The sequence below is a fragment of the Kriegella aquimaris genome, from assembly GCF_900103215.1.
Classification (GTDB): Bacteria; Bacteroidota; Bacteroidia; order Flavobacteriales; family Flavobacteriaceae; genus Kriegella; species Kriegella aquimaris.
Map to the genome: position 1 here is coordinate 63401 of NZ_FNGV01000017.1, position 20300 is coordinate 83700.

At 41.6% G+C, this 20300-nt stretch carries 15 protein-coding genes; 1 reads left to right on the forward strand and 14 read right to left on the reverse strand.

All coding sequences use genetic code 11. The features are described 5' to 3' along the window. Nucleotides 1–77 precede the first annotated feature (77 nt). A complete protein-coding gene (locus BLS33_RS21965) occupies nt 78–2624 on the forward strand; it encodes a phosphoenolpyruvate carboxylase (protein ID WP_089895020.1) in 2547 nt (848 codons plus the stop codon). Nucleotides 2625–2749: 125 nt separating this feature from the next. Here the strand turns inward: BLS33_RS21965 and BLS33_RS21970 are convergent, their stop codons facing one another. The 14 genes from BLS33_RS21970 to BLS33_RS22030 form a co-directional block, all read right to left on the reverse strand. Further along, nucleotides 2750–6664 (reverse strand): PVC-type heme-binding CxxCH protein, encoded by a 3915-nt coding sequence (locus BLS33_RS21970; RefSeq protein WP_089895022.1) that lies wholly within the window; start codon nt 6662–6664, stop codon nt 2750–2752. Between the two features lie 172 nt (nt 6665–6836). Beyond that, nucleotides 6837–6980, reverse strand: coding sequence for a hypothetical protein (locus tag BLS33_RS24980; protein ID WP_176801482.1), 144 nt, complete (start codon nt 6978–6980; stop codon nt 6837–6839). 88 nt (nt 6981–7068) lie between these two features. Continuing rightward, complete coding sequence (locus BLS33_RS21975) at nt 7069–7296, reverse strand: hypothetical protein (RefSeq protein WP_089895024.1); 228 nt, start codon at nt 7294–7296, stop codon at nt 7069–7071. Then, the gene (gene trpA / locus BLS33_RS21980) at nt 7296–8057 is read right to left on the reverse strand and encodes a tryptophan synthase subunit alpha (protein ID WP_089895026.1); all 762 of its coding nucleotides are present in this window, start codon (nt 8055–8057) and stop codon (nt 7296–7298) included. The genes BLS33_RS21975 and trpA overlap by 1 nt, the downstream gene beginning before the upstream one ends. Nucleotides 8058–8132: 75 nt before the next feature. Then, a complete protein-coding gene (locus BLS33_RS21985; RefSeq protein ID WP_176801483.1) occupies nt 8133–8861 on the reverse strand; it encodes a DUF3784 domain-containing protein in 729 nt (242 codons plus the stop codon). 34 nt (nt 8862–8895) lie between these two features. Continuing rightward, the gene (gene trpB, locus BLS33_RS21990; RefSeq protein ID WP_089895030.1) at nt 8896–10077 is read right to left on the reverse strand and encodes a tryptophan synthase subunit beta; all 1182 of its coding nucleotides are present in this window, start codon (nt 10075–10077) and stop codon (nt 8896–8898) included. A 74-nt stretch (nt 10078–10151) separates the two neighbouring features. Further along, complete coding sequence (locus tag BLS33_RS21995; protein ID WP_089895032.1) at nt 10152–11846, reverse strand: arylsulfatase; 1695 nt, start codon at nt 11844–11846, stop codon at nt 10152–10154. Nucleotides 11847–11851: 5 nt separating this feature from the next. After that, nucleotides 11852–14242, reverse strand: a complete 2391-nt coding sequence (locus tag BLS33_RS22000) for a glycoside hydrolase family 95 protein (protein WP_218129626.1) — start codon at nt 14240–14242, stop codon at nt 11852–11854. Between the two features lie 140 nt (nt 14243–14382). Further along, nucleotides 14383–15573, reverse strand: a complete 1191-nt coding sequence (locus tag BLS33_RS22005) for a dipeptidase (RefSeq protein WP_089895034.1) — start codon at nt 15571–15573, stop codon at nt 14383–14385. 60 nt (nt 15574–15633) lie between these two features. After that, nucleotides 15634–16335 carry a phosphoribosylanthranilate isomerase gene (locus BLS33_RS22010; protein WP_245731600.1) on the reverse strand — a complete coding sequence of 234 codons (702 nt, stop codon included), beginning with the start codon at nt 16333–16335 and terminating at the stop codon, nt 15634–15636. An 80-nt stretch (nt 16336–16415) separates the two neighbouring features. Continuing rightward, a complete protein-coding gene (gene trpC, locus BLS33_RS22015) occupies nt 16416–17201 on the reverse strand; it encodes an indole-3-glycerol phosphate synthase TrpC (RefSeq protein WP_089895035.1) in 786 nt (261 codons plus the stop codon). An 80-nt stretch (nt 17202–17281) separates the two neighbouring features. After that, nucleotides 17282–18277, reverse strand: a complete 996-nt coding sequence (trpD, locus tag BLS33_RS22020; RefSeq protein WP_089895037.1) for an anthranilate phosphoribosyltransferase — start codon at nt 18275–18277, stop codon at nt 17282–17284. Nucleotides 18278–18304: 27 nt separating this feature from the next. After that, on the reverse strand, nt 18305–18868 hold the full coding sequence (locus tag BLS33_RS22025) for an anthranilate synthase component II (protein ID WP_089895106.1): 564 nt from the start codon (nt 18866–18868) through the stop codon (nt 18305–18307). A gap of 2 nt (nt 18869–18870) precedes the next feature. Continuing rightward, nucleotides 18871–20268 carry an anthranilate synthase component I family protein gene (locus BLS33_RS22030; RefSeq protein WP_089895039.1) on the reverse strand — a complete coding sequence of 466 codons (1398 nt, stop codon included), beginning with the start codon at nt 20266–20268 and terminating at the stop codon, nt 18871–18873. Nucleotides 20269–20300: the final 32 nt, after the last annotated feature.

Consider the following 20300-nt stretch of genomic DNA (forward strand, 5'->3'; position numbering starts at 1 on the left):
CGATATTTAAACATTCAATCGAAGGTTAGTTGATGTACGTTCGAACGTATGTTTTTCAATCCGTCTTATAATATTATATGCAGCAGTTAGAAAGATTAAGCGAGTTTAAGAAATCGGTTAACAATAAGTTCAATGTTTACAACAGTTTGTTTTTAAATCTTCCGTATCGGAATATCGAAAATGTCGGAATGTTGATTCCCTTGCTGTTGGACCAATGCAAACAGGGGTTTCGTTCGGGTCAGAATCCGCAAGAGATTTTGGAAGCTTTTTTTCAGAATTATGCCAATATCGAATCTGAGGAAGAACGTATCGATTTCATGTTTCGAATAATTCAGTATGTCGAGCGCCAAGTAGTATTGTACGATAGTGTCGAAGATGCTGCTTTTCCCAAATTGCAACAACATAGAAGGTCGTTATCGATAAAAGATTATTTTGAATTGGTAGACAAGAATAAAAGTTGGGACAAGGTTTCTAAAAAACTTTCTACTTTCAGCGCACGTATCGTACTTACTGCCCATCCCACTCAATTCTATACCCCTGCTGTTTTAGATATCATATCCGATTTGAGATCGCTTATTCTTGAAGACCGAATTGATGATATCGATATCACACTTCAGCAATTGGGGCTGACTTCGCTAATCAATGCTAAAAAGCCGACACCTTTAGATGAGGCCAAAAATATCATTTATATTTTACGCCATGTATATTATGATGCGGTCGGCGATCTGTATGCCTATATCAAGGAAAATATTCACAAGGAAAATTTTGAAAATTACAATATCGTCAAACTTGGTTTTTGGCCTGGGGGTGATCGTGATGGTAACCCGTTCGTGACTGCTGACATTACTAAAGATGTGGCCGATGAACTCCGCGTAAACTTGATGAAATGTTACTACAATGACCTAAAACAGCTTCAGAGAAAACTAACATTTAAAGATGTTCAAGAACCGCTTAAAAAGCTGCGTGGGAATTTGTATACGGCAATGTTCGACACTAAGAAAACGGTCACTTTTAATTCCATTATTGAACCGCTTTTAGAGATTAGAACCCTACTTATGGAAAAATATCATAGCCTGTATCTAAAAGAGTTGGATTATTTTATCGACAAGGTGAAAATATTTAAAACGCATTTCGCCACTTTAGATATAAGACAAGATAATAGTATGCACAAAAAGGTGGTCGAAGCTGTCTTAAAGAAGAATGACTACATAACCGAGGCTATAGAAGAGCTTTCTGAAAAGGAATTGATGGATATTCTTATTCATAAAAATATCGAATTGGATCCCAAGGATTATGAAGAAGATATTGTAAAAGATACGATAAAGAACATTTCGCAACTTAAGCGTATTCAAGAAACCAATGGTGAAGAAGGCTGCAACCGTTATATCATTAGCAATTCTGAAGATATCTTTGCCATACTTTTTGTTTATGGACTATTTAGATGGTGTGGTTGGGCCGGTAAAGAAATTTCTTTTGACATCGTTCCACTTTTTGAAACAATGAAGGGTATGGAAGCGGCAGAAGAGACCATGCAGACCCTGTTTGATTTACCGGAATATAGGCAACATCTTGAAAGCCGGAATAATAACCAGACCATTATGCTCGGCTTTTCTGACGGTACCAAAGATGGTGGCTATCTCAAAGCCAATTGGTCTATTCTTAAAACTAAGGAAACCTTATCGAAAGTTAGTGACAAAAATGGTATCAAGGCGATTTTCTTCGATGGCCGTGGTGGTCCACCGGCTCGTGGTGGTGGAAAAACACATCGTTTTTACGCGGCACAGACCAAGAATATTTCCAATAATGAGATACAACTAACGATACAGGGGCAGACTATTACCAGTACCTACGGTACGAAAGAGCAATTCATTCACAACAGTGAGCAATTATTGACGGCTGGACTTTCGAATAATCTCTTTGGGAAGGAGAACGTTATCTCCAAACAAGATCGCAAACTTATCGAAGAACTTTCCGATTTAAGTTTTGAGAAATACGATGCGCTGAAAAATCATGAAAAGTTTATTTCCTATCTCGAAAACAGGAGCACCCTGAAATATTACCAAAAAGCGAATATCGGTAGTCGACCAGGTAAACGTGGAAATAAAAAGAAATTGGAACTTACCGACCTTAGGGCCATATCTTTTGTAGGCTCATGGAGCCAGTTAAAACAAAACGTTCCCGGATACTTCGGTATTGGTACGGCTATAAAAACATTTAAGGATGCGGGCAGAATTCGTGAACTTAAAAAACTGTACAAAGAGGTGCCCTTTTTCAAGGCTTTGATGCTCAATAGTATGATGTCATTATCAAAATGCTATTTTGAATTGACAAGTTATATGCAACAGGATAAGGAATACGGTGCGTTCTGGAACATTCTACATGAAGAATATATGCTTTCAAAAGAGATGTTGCTTTTAATTTCCGGAAGCAAAGTATTAATGGAAAATGAAGCTGTTTCTCGAGAATCCATTAAAATTCGTGAAAGTATCGTACTCCCGTTATTGGCAATACAACAATATGCCTTACAGAAAATAGGGCAGAAGACTACTTATAAAAAAGAATACGAAAAAATCGTTACCAGGTCGTTGTACGGCAATATTAACGCAAGTAGAAATTCAGCTTAGCAAAAAGGCTAAACCTTTTACTATTTCGGTCAACGATTATTAATACCAAAGAATGGGTTTAATAATCGTTGATCTTTTTTTTATAAACGATAGCGAAGTAATGCATTCGATATTTTTATCTATCCCTACAATTCCGATGGTTCGCTTTTTTGTAAATAGGCCAGTAAATCAATGATTTCCTTGTCAGACATGGTTTCTAACAAGCCTTCGGGCATCATAGATACGGCTGAAACCTCCTGCGATTGAATATCCGACTTGTTGAGTACCAATTGATCTTGGCCAATAACGCGCAGGGTTAGCTGTCGTTCGTTTTCAGCAATGATATTGCCACTAAAGGTGCGCCCGTCCCGGCTGGTGATAACGACCATTCTATAGTCATCTTGAATATCACTGCTGGGTTCTATTAAATTATTTAGCAAATAGTCGATATCAGTTCTGTTGGAGCCGGTAAGATCGGGTCCTATAGAGGCCCCATTATCGAAAAGTTTATGGCAGGCGCTACAAGTGCGTTCGAACATCGCCTTTCCATTATTCAGATCTGGGGAGGCCAATACGTCTTGGGTCAGTAATTTTTCGTAGCGCCGATAGGCCAACGACTTATCATTGGATAGTTGGTCTATCGGTCCCCATACTTCAACAAAACCGTTGCCAACGACACGACGCAATTGACGGGCTACATAGGCCGGTACAGCATTCTTTTGAATGGCCTCATCTTTAATCGCCTGGGTGAGCAATCGCCCATAAGTTCCCCGAGATGCCAAGGTCTGAAGAGCTTCGCCCTGTTCCTTGGTATTAAATTTTTCAAATTGGTCGATCAAAAGGCGGCCAAAGGGTTCATGGTCAAAGGCAGCCATGGCTCTGATAACTTGTAGTCTCAGTTCTGGTTCGTTTAACAAGAAAGGTAAGATGGCTACAAGCTCTTTTCGTTGCTTCGAAGCCAAGCCTTGGAGGGCATCGATTCGCGATTGTATTGGTGAATCTGTATCGTTCAGCGTGGCTAAAAATTGCTTAGCCGCTTCGGTATCCCCAAAAAGCTGTGCCACTTTTAAGGCAAGCGGAGCACTTTCTTCTTTGGTTTTCAACTTAGCATAGACTGTTCCCCAATTTTTGGGTGCGATAATATCCGAACGACCTTCAAGCCCAGAAAGTATACCTTTTAATATTGATTGTGATTGGCCGAGGTATTTCGTTGTGGCACCTACCACCAAATCTAATTGGTCGGCATCTACCAGCCGTCGGCTAATAAATTCTGCAATTTGGGGAAGTTGGCAAGAAACCAACAGGTCAAGTGCCTTGGCTGGCTCTTTTGTTACCAAGTCCTCCATACCATACCAGATCATTTTTGGAATATTATGATCTTCACTATCGGTATTCTTGGAAATCAATTGTTGTACAATTTTCCATTTCGCGCCTTCATCGATTCGTTGCAAGGCCGCCGCTAAATAGAGGCGCACTACTGCCGATGGATCCGTGGCACTCATTTTTATCAAGGTTTCCAAAGACTCAGTAGATGCATCTTTATCTTCGCAGCGCATTTGAATCGCCCAAGCCCGAACATATTCATCGGAATCCGTAAGGGCTTTTTCCAATGCTTCCGAACTAAAACTTTGGGTATTATGAAGGGTCCACATGGCGCGCAATCTATGGTCCGGATTTTCACCTGTATTGAACAACTTCTTCAACTGTACCAAGGCCATTTCATCCAGCGCTCCTTTCGTGGCCCGATACTGTAAAATTACCCTAGCTCGCCGGGCATGCCAATCACTTTTGCTTGTCTGTAACCGTACTAATTGTTCGTCGTTTAGCTTCCTTAAATCTTCATATCTTCCCTCCCAGTCTTCCGCCAATGAATTTTTAGGACTTATGCGAAAGATCCTGCCGGTCTCTTTGTTGAGCACTTCTTTTCCACAGATATCCGCATCATGCCAATCTAAAACATATATATCTCCAGATGGACCTATTTCCATGCTGAATCCGATCCATTGCGCATTGTTGGCCAATAAAAAATCGTCTCCGTGATGTGCGACGAAGCCTGAGCCCTGAGGTTCTAAAATGTCGCTAAGTACCGCATGCTCGTGAATATTTGCCATAAAGAGGCGGTCTTGATGAATTTCAGGGAATGCATCCGATTGGTAGATACGTGCCCCTCCGTGCGCCGAGCGGTGCCGATGATCGACGATGGTCTGAATGTCGCTATACACATAAGGGTTGAAATGTTGTCCGCCCTGCCGATGATAGATGCCCCCTGGGATCACATGAAATAAATGGGGAATGACGCAGGCACTGATAAATAATTGTCCCTTACTATCGTAATCGATACCCCAAGGATTGCTGAACCCATGTGCTACGGCCTCAAATCTCTTTTTGGTGGGGTGGTAACGCCAAACTCCACCGTTAATATCGACCCCATCGGCTTCCAAAAGATTTTCGGGAAAGGCTTCCTTATGCTTATAGATTTTCCCCTTCCCTTTGGGTTTTCGAATCTTGGAAGGTGTGGCGAAGCCCTCTAGCCCGTAGAGCCAACCATCGGGCCCCCAATGAAGACTGTTTATCGTTTCATGTCGGTCGCGTATTCCCCAACCGGTCAAGAGTACTTCAATATCCCTAGCGTCAGCAACGTCGTCCCTGTTCTTATCGGGTACGAAGAGCAAATTTGGGGGTGCACCCAAAAAGAGGCCGTCAAAACCCACTGCAATTGCTGAAGGAAACGGAATACCTTCGAGAAATACTTTTCGGCTATCCGCTGTGCCGTCGTTATTGGTATCTTCTAAAATAATAATCCTGCTGTCACCTGAATTTGAGAAACCATCGACCCGTGATTCGTAATCGCGATTTTCGGCTACCCATAAACGGCCCCTGTCGTCCCAACAAAATGCGATGGGTTGTGTAATCATGGGTTCTCCGGCCCAAGCGTTGGCTTCAAATCCCGCTAGCATGGTCATTTCTGCAGCAGCCTCTTCCGGCTTTAAAAACTTGGCATTTCTACCTTCCTCTTGGGCGATATTCCATAAAGAGGCAGTGGAGTACATCGAATTGCTTCCTATAAAATCGTTATAAAGCGCTGTGAGTGCCAAATCATCATGTTCCCCGGTATAGGCTACGATGCGATGCTTTATGATTTCGGTCTCCCCTTTTTTAATATGCCAATCACCCATGCGCACGCGAACTGGCCCTACGCCCAATTGGCCATCTACGCGCCATGGTTGGGGAAAGCCAGCATTCTGGGGGTGGTCGTAAATGGTCATATGTGCTATATCTTCATGTCCTTCCAGTTGCATGCCGACATCCATCCACATGGCACGTTGCCCTTCCGCTTTTTCATTGCGCTGTCGTGCTGCATTAACAGCTTCTCCTTTTATGCCTTCTTTCCATGGCATACGCAAGAACAGTCCTCCGTAATCGAATTCGCCAATGGTAATGTCTTTAACGGCTTTTCCCTGCCATTCAAGATTTAATATGGTCTTACCTTCCTTTTCAGTCATTGTCCATATTTGGGTTTCTTGTAACATGGCGGTACCATCTGTATCCAACATATTGTAAACCGTTTGCCAAGAGACTTCGGAACCTTCTTTTTGTAAAATATCAAAAGACACCCTTTTCCAGTGATTACCATCGGGATGGTGAAAGAAGTCACGCCCTATTTTCTTTTGCATTTCGGGCATGTCATCCTTTTTATAAAAATATTTTTTGATGGTATCGGTTGGGGCACCTTTACCATTCACGCGGGTGAATCCCCAATAAAGCCCGGTTTGATGTTTATGATGACCAGGGCTATATTCGGTGAGCGGACCGGTACCATCGGGCGCCATAATGGGATGCAGAAAAGGACGGAAATCAGGTCGTGCATTTTGGGTTGCCAGTACCTTGTCATCTCCTTGTCGAAAGACTGATAATGTTCCAGCAGTCGTGTCTTGTTTGATCTGTAATATTCCCGAAGTGTTCGTAACCGTCTTTTTTTTGGCTTGATGACCGCAGGATGCCAAAATTAAAATGAGTACCCCGAGAAAGGGAAAAAACTTGAAGTGGTATGGCTGTTTCATTGGTAAAAATCTGTTGTGAATACTATTGAAGGCACTTTATTCCAAGTTACAATTTAGGAAATTTAGAAGTACAAAATGTTTTATGTATCGTGCTGCAATTTAGGAAGCCATCAAAAAAAGACCCCGAAGTAGATTCTACTTCGGGGTCTTAAATGTGTTATTGTTGTTAATTCTACTTTTTGTTTTGCTGACCTTTGATGGTTTTCTTGTCGATATCAAATTTGTTGGTATCCACATTGGTGTTCCCTGTTGGGTTCGTCGGGTTGCTTTGTTCAACTTTGCGCTTGAATTTTCTTTTATCATCTATCATTCCCATAATTCTTTGTTTTAAAGGTTCATAGATAATATAAGGGTCTCGGCTCCAAATGGCCGTTAAAGCACTGGTAAAGCTTTGTTAGCAAGTGTTAAGAAGGTTTGATATTCATTAATTTCAAAACGACCAACCGTATCAAAAGTAAAAAAGGCAACCCGTGAAAAATGACGTCGAACCAATCTTTGAACTGCATGCCGACAGCTCCACCCCTAATCCATTTAATTTTGCCCCAAATATGAGGTTCTGGGAAAAATGGAGCAAGGCCCAATGTCAAACAGAGTAGAATGACGATTTTCCAATTATTGACTAAATCTTTCACTATCTAATTTTTTTAATAAAGTTGGCAATTGAATCCACCCCATGCTCGGTCAGATGTTTGATAAAGGCCGACCCGATTATAGCACCTTTTGCCGACTTGGTAGCCGCTTGAAACGTTTCCGAGTTGCTAATACCAAAACCTACAATTTGCTGATTTGCCAGCGATAATGAGGCAATACGTTCAAAGTAGTCTTGCTGTTCTTGTCCGAAACCTGATTTGGCTCCGGTAACACTGGCCGAACTGACCATATAAATAAATCCTTTGGAAACACTATCGATGAACCGAATACGCTCCTCCGAGGTCTGTGGTGTTATTAAGAAAACATTGATCAAGCCGTATTTTTCAAAAATGGCTTGATATTCTTCGTGGTAGACATCGACAGGCAAATCAGGGATAATCAAGCCATCAATACCGATTTCTTTACATTTTTTACAGAACGTTTCTACACCATATTGAAGCATGGGATTAAAATAACCCATGATAATTAAGGGTATAGACACCGATTGACGAATATCTTTCAATTGGTCAAAAAGAATTTCAGTTGTCATACCATTTTTTAGCGCTTCTGTTGAACTCCTTTGTATGGTTGGTCCATCTGCCAAAGGGTCACTAAAGGGAAGGCCAATTTCAATAAGGTCAACTCCGTTTTTTTCGAGGTCTTGAATGATTTTTGCGGTATCGTTCAATGCAGGGTAACCTGCCGTAAAATAGATGGACAATATTTTTTTATCCTCTTGTATCTTTTGATTGATTCTATTCATTATTTGTAAATTTTGTTCCCGCAAAGGCGAGAATCTCTTTCTTTTAGTTTTATTTCTCCAAAGGGAGGATGCTCATTATTCCACTTCAGGAAATGAATTTTTCAATTGGTCATAAATTTTTTGGTTCGGCGTACTTCTGGAAGAATAATAAATACGTTCTCCATTTTTCTTAGTAATCAATACATAGGGTTTGGCTTCGCCATTGAGTATCAACTTAACGCTTTTTCCACCTTCTTGTTTAAAATATCCTTTGTGGACCGAGCCGGAAGAAAATCCATTGGTTCGTTTTTTTATTTCCGGTAATCGTTCAACCAGTTCCACGGACTGTATTTGCGAAGGGTCGATTTCTTCCCCATAAAAACCCTCAAGCGTAATCTGGTCTTTTTCAAGAAGAATTTTGTCTTCTTGATAGCCCAGATAAAATATAGCAGCAACAAATACTAAACTTGCCGCAATTATGATGATGCCTACTTTGAGTTGACTTTTATTTGATTTGACCTTTTCAAAATAACCGCGGCTGGTCCACATAAAATAACCATAAGCTAGAATTGGGTAGACGCCCAAGAAAATTCCTCCAATATTTGGGCTTATATAGTTTAAGAAAAGGCCAATGGCCATAAACGATAGACCCAAAAAAATATGGAATTTCCTAAAATAATGCAGATATGGTTTTAGTTCTACTTTTTCCTTCTCATCTTTCGACATGGTGTTATACCCCGAGAGTAGGTATTTGGCGTTTTTCTCTGTAATGAGATAGCCAATACCTATAAAAAGAAGTCCGGTACCAATTGTCACATAGAACATAACCATCACGTTTTAGGTCTTGTCAAGTCTAGGGTTATAAATTAAAATAGTCAATATAGGTGTTAAGATCTTTGTCGCCACGACCTGATAAGTTGATGACCACCACATCTTCGGGTTTGAATTTGCGGTATTCTAAAATCGCAAAGGCATGCGATGATTCTATCGCGGGAATGATACCCTCCAATTTTGATAGTAAGAGTCCGGCTTGCATAGCGTCGTCATCAGTGATGGAAATAAACTCACCGCGCCCCGATTTGAACAAATGTGCATGCATGGGGCCCACACCGGGGTAATCCAATCCTGCGGAAATAGAGTACGGCTCGGTAATTTGTCCATCAGGGGTTTGCATCAACAACGTCTTGCTTCCGTGAATTATACCAACTTTTCCGAGTGCCGAAGTTGCGGCACTCTCCCCCGAATCGATGCCTTTTCCAGCGGCCTCTACGGCGATGATGCCCACCTCGGGTTGGTCGAGATAATGATAATAGGCCCCAGCAGCATTACTGCCGCCACCAACACAGGCCACCACGTAATCCGGGTTTTCACGACCTTCCTTTTCTTGTAGCTGCGTTTTTATTTCGGCGGAAATGACCGACTGAAACCGTGCCACCATATCAGGGTAGGGGTGTGGACCCACTACGGAACCTATAATATAATGTGTATCGACGGGGTTGTTGATCCAGTCACGAATGGCTTCGTTCGTAGCATCTTTTAAGGTACGGCTACCGGAAAGAGCGGGCCGTACTTCAGCACCCAACATTTTCATGCGTGCCACATTCGGTGATTGACGGGCAATATCGATTTCGCCCATGTATACCACACATTGAATACCCATAAGTGCACATACCGTGGCTGTGGCCACGCCATGTTGTCCCGCGCCGGTTTCTGCAATGATGCGGGTTTTACCCAGCTTTTTGGCCATTAATATTTGCCCGATAGTATTGTTGACCTTGTGCGCACCCGTATGGCAAAGGTCTTCGCGTTTCAGGTAAATTTTGGTATTGTATTTTTCAGAAAGTCGATTCGCAAAGTATAAGGGTGTAGGTCGGCCTACATAATCCTTTAATAGTTGGTCAAACTCCTTTTTGAACGAGGGTTCGTTCATGATACGAATGTAATTCTGTCTTAATTCTTCGGTATTCGGGTATAGCATTTCCGGAATGAACGCTCCGCCGAATTCTCCGTAATATCCTTTTTCGTCTGCTTGATATGTCATTATATTATTTTTATTTCCGTGCACCCGGAAATCTGTTTGATTTATAGTTTTAATTTTCTACTAACTCGCAACGGTTACCCTATTGGTTGTTTTTCGCTCCAAGTTAAAACGCCTGCTTTTTTCGCCCAACCTTTCCATAAAGTCTCAAGTTCTGTTGCTTTCTCAGGCATTTTCTGGATGAGGTCGTTGATTTCACTTCTGTCCGATTCAAGATCGTACAATTCCCAATTGTATTCCGAATCTTTTTTCCATTTCGAGACGAGCTTATATTTTCCGAGTCGTACTGCCTTGTTGCCTTCGTGTTCCCAGAAAATGGCCCTGTCTTCTAGGTCTTGATTCTCAAATGCAGGTGTAAGGCTAATTCCCTCCAACGGGGTAATGGTATTGCCGTTGAATGTCTTAGGGTAATCACCACCGGCAACATCGATACAAGTTGCCATAATATCTATTAAATGCCCCGGTTGGTGTCGGAATTCGTTTTTTGCCGATATCCCCGAAGGCCAGTGCACTATTAATGGAGTTGCTATGCCGCCCTCATGCACCCAGTGTTTATACGTCCTAAATGGGGTATTGCTGGCATTTGCCCAAGGTTTTCCGTAACCGAGATACGTGTCGTCGGTTCCGGGCGTTAAGCCTTTGCCAACAAGTACAGGCCTTCCGTCACGCGTGTATCTCGGTACCATATCGGTTTGAAACTCACCCTTCTCCATAGGTTTTTTCTCGTCGGGGTTTATATCGTTATAATGGGGGGCAATCGTATCGACAAAACCGTATTCTTCGGCACATCCGCCATTATCCTGTAAAAAGAAAATGAGTGTCTTTTCTTTTATTCCTTTCTTGTCTAGCGAGGTCATTACTTTTCCTATGCCTTGATCCATGCAATCGACCATGGCCGCATACACCTCCATTAGTGAACTGTACCAACTTTTCCGTTCGGCATCTTCCCAATCGGGAATGCCGTCTTTTTCCGATAATTTCCATTCCGGTTTAATCAGTCCCATGGCAACCATCTGTTCATATTTCGTTTGACGTAGTGCACCCCAGCCCTCATCGAATTTGCCTTTGTATTTTGCAATGTCTTCCGGCTTGGCATGCATGGGCCAGTGGGCGGCGGTATATGGCAGGTACATGAAGAAGGGCTTGTCGGTATTATGTTCTTCTATAAATTTCACGGCATTATCGGAAATCGCATCGGTATAATAAAAATCTTCCGAAGGAGCGATAAACTCATTGCCGCGGGCAAGTGAATTTGGATCATAAAAACTACCTGCTCCGTTAATAGTGCCAAAGAATTTATCGAATCCTCTTTGTAAAGGCCAATTGTGTTTCGATTGATTCGCTTCTGAAGGTTTATAAGGAGTAACATGCCATTTTCCCGACATATAGGTTGCATAACCTGCTTGTTTCAAAACTTCGGCAATGGTGACTGCATTTTTGCTCAAATCGCCACGGTAAGCGTCACTGCCCCTGTCGTTCATCATGTGACCTATACCTGCCTGGTGTTGATAGAGTCCTGTTATAAGTGATGCTCTTGTAGGGCAACAGCGTGACGTATTGTAGAATTGGGTGAAACGCAGGCCATTTTCTGCAAGTCCATCGAGAACAGGCGTATTTATGACTCCGCCATAGCATCCGATATCGGAATAGCCCATGTCATCGGACATGATAAGTATGATGTTCGGTTGGATATTTTGTTGCTTATCGGTTGAACAACTTGCCAATGCAATCAAACTCAAAAGACTTACAATAACTAACTTGTGTCGTATCATTTTATCTATTTAAAATCAGCTGGAATAAAGGTCAATGTCTCTCCTTCGGTTGTTTCTTGCGAAACCAATTTTCCTTTATATCTTAAATTCAGCTTGCTTCCTGTGAGGGATTTGACCTCCACCATAACCAGTTCACCATTTTTCCATTCAATGGAAAGTTCAAAAGCGCCCCTACCTTTTATTCCTGAAATCTTTCCCGTGGAAAGTGCCGAGGGTAATGCTGGAAGAATATCTTGAAAATAATCGCCATTTTCATCCCGCAAATGCGATTGCAGCAACATTTCGGTCACCCCGGAAGTGGCACCAAAATTTCCGTCGATTTGAAAAGGCGGATGTGAATCGAACAAGTTAAGATACAGTCCACCTTTGTCATTCATTTCAACGCCTTGCTCGATTGAAGGCACCATTAAATTCTTGAGCAATAGAAAGGAATGATCACCATCTAAAAGTCGTGCCCAGAAATTTATTTTCCATGCCCTCGACCAGCCTGTGCCACCATCTCCGCGGTGTGCCAACGTAACTTTTGTCGCTTCGGCCAAGTCGGGCGTTGTTGAAGGGTGAATTTCATTGCCCGGATGCAACCCCCACAAATGGGAAACGTGACGGTGTTTGTTTTCAGGATCATCTTGATCGATAAGCCACTCTTGCAATTGCCCGTGTTTGCCAATTAAATTGGTCGCTATTTTAGCACGTTTCTCTTTCACTATTTTTATAAAATTCGCATCGACTCCGAGAATTTCGGCCGCTTCAATGGTATTGGAAAAAAGGTTTCTTATAATTTGATGATCCATAGTCGGCGCCATGACCAACCCGCCATTCTCAGGGCTGGTACTTGGTCCGCTTACTAGCCAATCGGGGTGGTTCGGATCGGGAACCAGGTACCCGACAAAAAACCGGGAAGCTTCCTTTAGAATGGGATATGCTTTATTTTTTAAATAGTCTTTATCATTGGTATATTGATAATGCCACCACAAATGTTGGCTTAACCACGCCCCACCGGTAGGCCAAAGTCCGTGATTTGCATTATTGATCGGGGCGGCACCGCGCCAAATATCGGTGTTATGATGTGCGACCCATCCCTCAAGATTGTAATGTTCTTTTGCTATATTTTTTCCGGTAACCGACAAATCTTCTACCATCTGCCGTAAGGGCTCCGATAATTCTGAAAGATTGGTCATTTCGGCCAACCAATAGTTCATTTCAGTATTGATGTTGATGGTGTACTTGCTATCCCAAGGTGGCGCTAGCTGGTCGTTCCAGATACCTTGTAAATTGGCGGGCTGTGTACCCGCTCTTGATGACGAAATCAACAAATACCGGCCATACTGATAGAGCAAGGAAACCAAATTTGGATCTTCATCTTCTTGAAAAGAAATCAACCGTTCGTTGGTCGGGCGATTTGAAATCTCCGATTTTCCCAGATCGATCGCTACCCGATTGAATAGTTCTCGAAAATCTTTGGAATGATCATTCTTTAGGGTTTGGTATGATTTGCCGCTTAGATTGCTGAGGTACTTTTTACATAGTTCCGTGGGGTTTCCGCTGATATCTTGATAGTCGACAAAGCTCGTAGCAGCTACTAAATATAAGGTGGCACTGTTGGCGTTACTGACTTTGATACCATTACCCTCTTTTACCAGTTCGCCTCCTTCATAAACCACTTTCAAGCGTGCCTCAAAGGTCAGTTTGCTTTTGGGATAGGGCTTGTTTTGGAAATCCAATTCTTTGGGGTAATTATTGGCTTTCCCTTTTAGAACCACTTCATCGCCCTCAACGGAAACCTCATATTCGGAATGCGGTGAATCTAGACCGATGTTAAAAGTTAATTCACCCTTTTTTGAGCTCTCGAGATGGGTGACAAGTGCTTGCTCTGGTTCCGAGATAAAAACCTCTCTTTTGAATTTTACACCCTTTATTTCATAAGCTACCGATGACAGCGCATCTTCTAAATCGAGTCGCCTTTGATAATTGTCAACCTCTGTATGATCGGGAAAATCTAATAAGATATTGCCGAAGGGTTGGTAGCAAAATTGGCCGAAAGGTTGTGACATAAAACGCTCATTCGCCAAGTTTTGGGCTTCTATTTGTTGACCATCCCAAAGTAGCTGGCGAAGTTCATCGAGAACTTCATAAGCCCCCTTATGGGCGTAATCATGGGGTTGCCCGGTCCAAAGGGACTCTTCGTTAAATTGGATGACCTCGTTTTCAACACCTCCGTAAACCATGGCGCCCAAGCGGCCATTTCCGATAGGTAGTGCTTCGGTCCAGTTTGCTGCGGGTTTATCGTACCATAGCATCAGTGATGGATCCAGTGACTTCTCAGGTTCGGCATGATTACACGAAAATAGGGTCAGTACGAATAATAGCAGTATGTATTGATGTAGCCTTTTTATCATTTTTTAATTGGTAATAATTATTTCTTTTTAAAGCTAAATCCTATCCCAATAGTTTTCGAGATATCGGACTTAGCAAATACATTCAAGCCTTCAAATTAGTCACTTACTTTCCTATTTGCCATATTCAAGATTGGCCACAGCTATTTCTTTAGCTCATTTGCTTTTAAAACCCTCAATATATTTCCGCCTAGAATTTTGTCAATATCTTCTTCGGTATATCCTTTTTCCAGTAATGCTTTTGTGATTAAAGGGTATGCCGTAACATCATCCAATTGCTTTGGTGGTAAAACGATTCCATCAAAATCAGAACCTATACCTACATAGTCAACTCCAACTAATTTAATGATGTATTCAATATGGTCAATTACGAGATTGAACGGAGCTTTTAATTCTTCTGCTTCGAGATGATATTTGGAATATATCGATTCTTCAGCGAGATATGGGTGCATACCAGATTGCTTGAGTGAATCTATTTCAGTCTTATGTTTTTCAAGAAATTCATTTTCCTTTTTCCCGACAGTTGGATCAATAAATCCAGAATTGAAATTAATCTGAATAACGCCGCCATTTTTGGCCATCGCCTTTATTTGCTCATCTTTTAAGTTTCGAAAATGAGGGCATATATTGTAAACTGAACTATGTGATGCAATAATGGGTTTTGTGGTGTTATCAATTACATCCCAAAAGGTTTGTTCTCCAACGTGGGAAATATCAATCATCATTCCCAGGGTGTTCATTCTTTCTATTACCTTTTTGCCGAAATCAGTAAGTCCTTTTTGCTCTAAATCCTTGTCTTGTGTTTCATCGAATGCGCTGGTTGCCCAAGCGGTAGAATTGTTCCAAGTTAATGTCATATACCGTGCTCCACGATTGTAGAGTGCATCTAACTTTGTTAAGTCATCTTCAATTTGGTGCCCGCCTTCTATTCCGATGAGGGCCGCTATTTTATGCTGTTTTTCGACTGTAAGAAGCGCTGCGATGTTGGCAACTTTGACAATTTTATCTGGATTTCTTTTGAGTACGGCATCTAAACTATCTATTTGTCTATTGGCGAAATTATATGGGTTTACTTGTTTGCCATCACTCCAAACGGAGAAAAATTGCACATCTAAACCACCATCTTTCATTCTTTTTAAATCACTATGAGTTTTGCCTTTTAAATCATCATCAATAATATAACCCTTTTCTATTGTCAGGGTGAGAATATCATTATGCGAATCAACGAATATGGCTTGGTTATGAATTTCTTCAAAAGTTTTGGGTTCAGATTTTTTATCCGGTGAATCTTTACAGGATACTAAAACAAAAAATAGCATTGGTAAATATCTCATACCCTTGAATTTAGAATGTTGGTTTTAATCACTGCCTATAATTGAATAGCATCAAGGACACTATCCTACTTTTATATCCAATCGTTTTTTAAATTCTTTTAGCTGCGCCACTTTCTTTACCCCCGGTTTCGATTCGAACTTACTGTTTACATCGATGACATGGCAGTATTTTGATTCCGGTTGTTGCATAAAGGTTTTGATCGCTTCGATTTCAGCGAGACCAATACCGCCACTTAAAAAATAAGGTTTGATCGATGGGTAGTTTTTTAAGACGCTCCAATCAAAAGTATACCCATTGCCACCCGGTAGTTTGCCCTTGGTATCGAACAAATAAAAATCACAAACTGCTTCGTAGGGTTGTAATTCCTCAAAATCAAAATCATTTTTGATGGAGAATACTTTGATGATTTGCACTCGGGGCGCAGTCGAGGCGTATTTTTCTTTCAGCGTACTACAATATTCTGGACTTTCACTGCCATGCAATTGCACGGCCTGTAAATTGTAATGGGTTATCTTTTCCACCACTTCTTCAATGGAAGCATTAACAAAAACTCCTACCTTTTTAATTCCATGTGGTAGCAAAGGCATTTCCCCTTCGAAAAAACGAGAAGATTTTTTATAAAAAATAAAACCCAAATAATCGGGTTGCAGTGCGGCCACTTCCGAAGTATTTAGTTTCATTCCGCAGACCTTAATCCCCACCCCATCCCTCTCCAGAGGTAAGGGAGTTTGAATTCTCGTATGTTTAGGATCGCTTTTCATTTACAAATCGTTTGATTTTCTTTGGTCATTCCGAGGAACGAAGGAATCCGTTGATCATTCCTTCGTGCCTCGGAATGGCGCTATTGTTTTAACTCATTGATAAATGCCGTGGCACTTTCTCCGGGATTATCCGTTTTCATAAAATTTTCTCCGATTAGAAATCCCTGATAACCATACGGTTTTAAGGCCGTAATAGCGGCAACCGAACTAATACCACTTTCGGAGACTTTGACAAATTCGTCGGGAATCAATTCCGACAACGACCTGCTAGTATCTAAGCTAACTTTGAAGGTTTTTAGATTCCTATTGTTTACACCCAGCATATCTAGACTGGGCATAATCGATTTGTGTAATTCTTCTTCATTATGAACTTCTAAAAGCACATCGAGACCCAACCCTTTTGCGGTTTCGGAAAGGGCTTTTATTTCTTCCCGCGTCAGAATGGCCGCAATCAACAAAATGACATCGGCACCGTATGCTTTTGCTTCCACAAGCTGGTATTCGTCAATTATAAATTCTTTACGAAGCAGCGGCATTTGTACCGATGCCCGTGCCAAGAGCAGGTCATCTAAAGACCCGCCAAAATATTTTCCATCGGTCAAAACCGACATGCCACAAACTCCGGCATCTTCATAACCTTTGGCTACGTCTTGTACGTTCAAACTTTGGTTGATTACCGATTTTGAGGGTGATCTGCGTTTGTGTTCGGCAATAATGCCCGTTGTACTTTTGCGAAGTGCAGTAGCTAGGGAAGGACTCTCTCGCTCAAAAAGTACGGAGTTTTCCAATTGTGAAACCGGTATAATCGATTTTCTTAAGTCGACCTCTTTGCGTTTGTCAGCAACTATTTTATCTAGAATGTTCATTTCGTATAGTTGTCATTGCGGGCTAGAAGCCATACGTCACATTTTAGACAGCTTACTTCGCTTCGCTCGTAACGACGTTTTCAATTTTTACTTAGTTCCTGTAATTTTTTCAATGCTCGCAATCCTTTTCCACTAAGGAGTGATTCTTTGGCCTGTTCAAAACCTTCTTTCGGTGTAATCGATTTTACTGTAGCTATTGCAATACCGGCATTGGCGCAAACGACATTGTTCTGTGCTTCAGTACCACGGCCGTTTAAGACATCAAGGAAAATTTGGGCTGAAGCCTCGATGCTTTCCCCGCCCACTATTTCACTCTGTTTTACGGTTCTTACTCCAAAATCTTCAGGTTTTAACATGCCTTCGGAATTATTGGAAATAGTTTTTGTATTTCCCGTCAATGATATTTCATCATATCCGTCAAGGGCATGCAGAATCGTAAATTTTTTGTCGGTGTTTTGGTAGAGGTAGCCGTACATTCGGGCCAACTCCAAATTAAAGACCCCCACCATCTGATTCTTTGGAAATGCCGGATTCACCATTGGTCCTAACATATTAAAAAAGGTCTTGACCCCGAGTTCCCTTCGAATGGGTGCTACATTTTTCATGGCAGGATGGAACAAGGGTGCGTGCAATACACAAATGCCAGCTTCTTCAATCGATTTCGTTAAAAAATCGGCCTTATTACTGAATTTGATACCTAGAAATTCCATCACATTACTGCTTCCACATTTCGAGGAAACCCCATAGTTGCCATGTTTGGTGACTTTTACATCGGCTCCGGCAGTCACAAAAGAGGCCAAGGTAGAGATGTTGAAAGTGTCTTTTCCGTCACCGCCCGTACCGCATAAATCGATAGGGTTATAGTCGGAAAGGTCTACCGCTAAACAAAGTTCCAAGAGGGCATCACGAAAACCTTCCAATTCTTCAATGGTTATACTCCGCATCATGTAAACGGTCAAAAAGGCCGCAATCTGGCTTGTGTTGTACTCACCTTTGGCAATATTGACCAATACCTGTTTCGCATCTGCTTTGGTAAGCATATCGTGGTTGATCAATTTGTTGAGTGTCTCTTTCATGTTTTTTTAGATTTTAGCAACAAGTAGTTATCCGTTCAACCAGTTTTTTAATATTTTTTTACCTTCTGGAGTCAGCACCGATTCTGGATGAAACTGTACGGCACATACGTCATAATCGCGATGCCTTAGCGACATGACCTGTCCGTTTTCATCGAACGATGTCGCCTCTAAAACTTCGGGTAGATTTGGGTCTACGACCCATGAATGATACCGGCCGACTTCAATCTCTCGAGGTATTCCCTTAAAAATCACATCATCTTTTGTGATTTGAATTTTAGTAGCAGTACCGTGATATACCTTGTCTAAATTAATCAAAGACCCTCCAAAAACTTCGGCAATGGCCTGTTGGCCCAAACAAACTCCAAAAATTTGTTTTGTCGGGGCATACATTTTGATAATATCTTTTAAAAGTCCGGCTTCATCGGGAATCCCTGGGCCGGGCGACAGTACAATTTTGTCGAAAGCATCGACTTCTTCAAGTGTCAATTGATCGTTACGCTTTACGACAACTTCGCAATCAAGGTCTTCAAGATAGTGAACCAGGTTGTAGGTGAAACTATCGTAATTGTCTATAACTAAGATTTTCTGCATTTTCATATCGTTTGGGCTATTTCGAGTGCTTTTGTCAATGCGCCCAATTTATTATAGGTTTCTTGTAATTCATCTTCAGGGTCGGATGCGGCTACCAAACCAGCGCCGGCCTGATAGTGCAACTGGTGATTTTTGCTGAGGAAGGTTCGGATCATAATGGCATGGTTGAAATTTCCGTTAAAATCCATAAACCCGATTGCCCCACCATAATAGCCCCTACTTGTCTTTTCGTATTTTTCGATCAATTGCATTGCCATGTGCTTGGGCGCCCCGCTCAATGTACCAGCCGGAAAGGTGTCGGCCACTACTTTCATGGTCGTAATATTGTCCTTTTTTTGACCTATTACTCTAGATACTAGATGAATAACGTGTGAAAAGAACTGTACCTCTCTATATTTGTCTACTTTGACCATATTGCCATTTCGGCTAAGGTCGTTTCGGGCAAGGTCGACCAGCATAACATGTTCGCTGTTTTCTTTGTCGTCTTCGGTGAGTTCTTTGGCGAGAATGGCATCTTGTTCATCGTCTCCGGTTCGTTTGAACGTTCCGGCAATGGGGTGTATTTCCGCCTTTCCGTCTTTTACGATAAGCTGGGCTTCGGGAGAACTTCCGAATATTTTAAAATCGCCAAAATCAAAGTAAAACAAATAGGGGGAGGGGTTTACGGATCTCAAGGCTCTGTATACATTAAACTCATCACCTTTAAAAGCTTGTGAAAACCGTCGCGACAGTACCAGTTGAAAAACATCGCCCCGTTGACAGTGTTTTTTTGCCAAACGCACATGTTCTTTAAATTCTTCATCTTCCAAATTTGAGACGACATCGCCCTCCATCTGAAAATTATAGGAAGCAAAATTGCGAACACTCAGTATATGTTCGATTTCGGCGGTATTCTCTTCGCATTGATAACAGTGAGAGAAAATATAAGCCTCGTTCTTAAAATGATCGATGGCAATTACATTTTTATAAATAGCATAGTAGACATCGGGAATCGCAACCGAATTTTCCTTTTTTGAAATCTTGACATCCTCATAATAGCGAACGGCGTCATAGGCCATATATCCGAAAAGGCCATTATTGATAAACTTGAAATCGTTATCCTGCACCTCGAAATTCTGTCCGAATTCATGAATAATGTTGACCACATCTGTGGTCTCATCAATAGGGGTCTCGTTGATGGTGCCGTCAGGAAACTGTTGTGTGACGACTTCATTTTCAATTTTTATCGATGCAATCGGATTACAGCAGATATAAGAAAAGCTATTGTCGTTGGCATGGTAATCACTACTTTCTAATAATATACTATTCGGAAAACGGTCTCGTATTTTCAAGTACACACTTACAGGCGTAATGGTGTCGGCTAATATTTTCTTCTGATGTGAATGGAGTTGGTATGACATATCTAATTACATAAAATAAGTAAGGCTTGTCG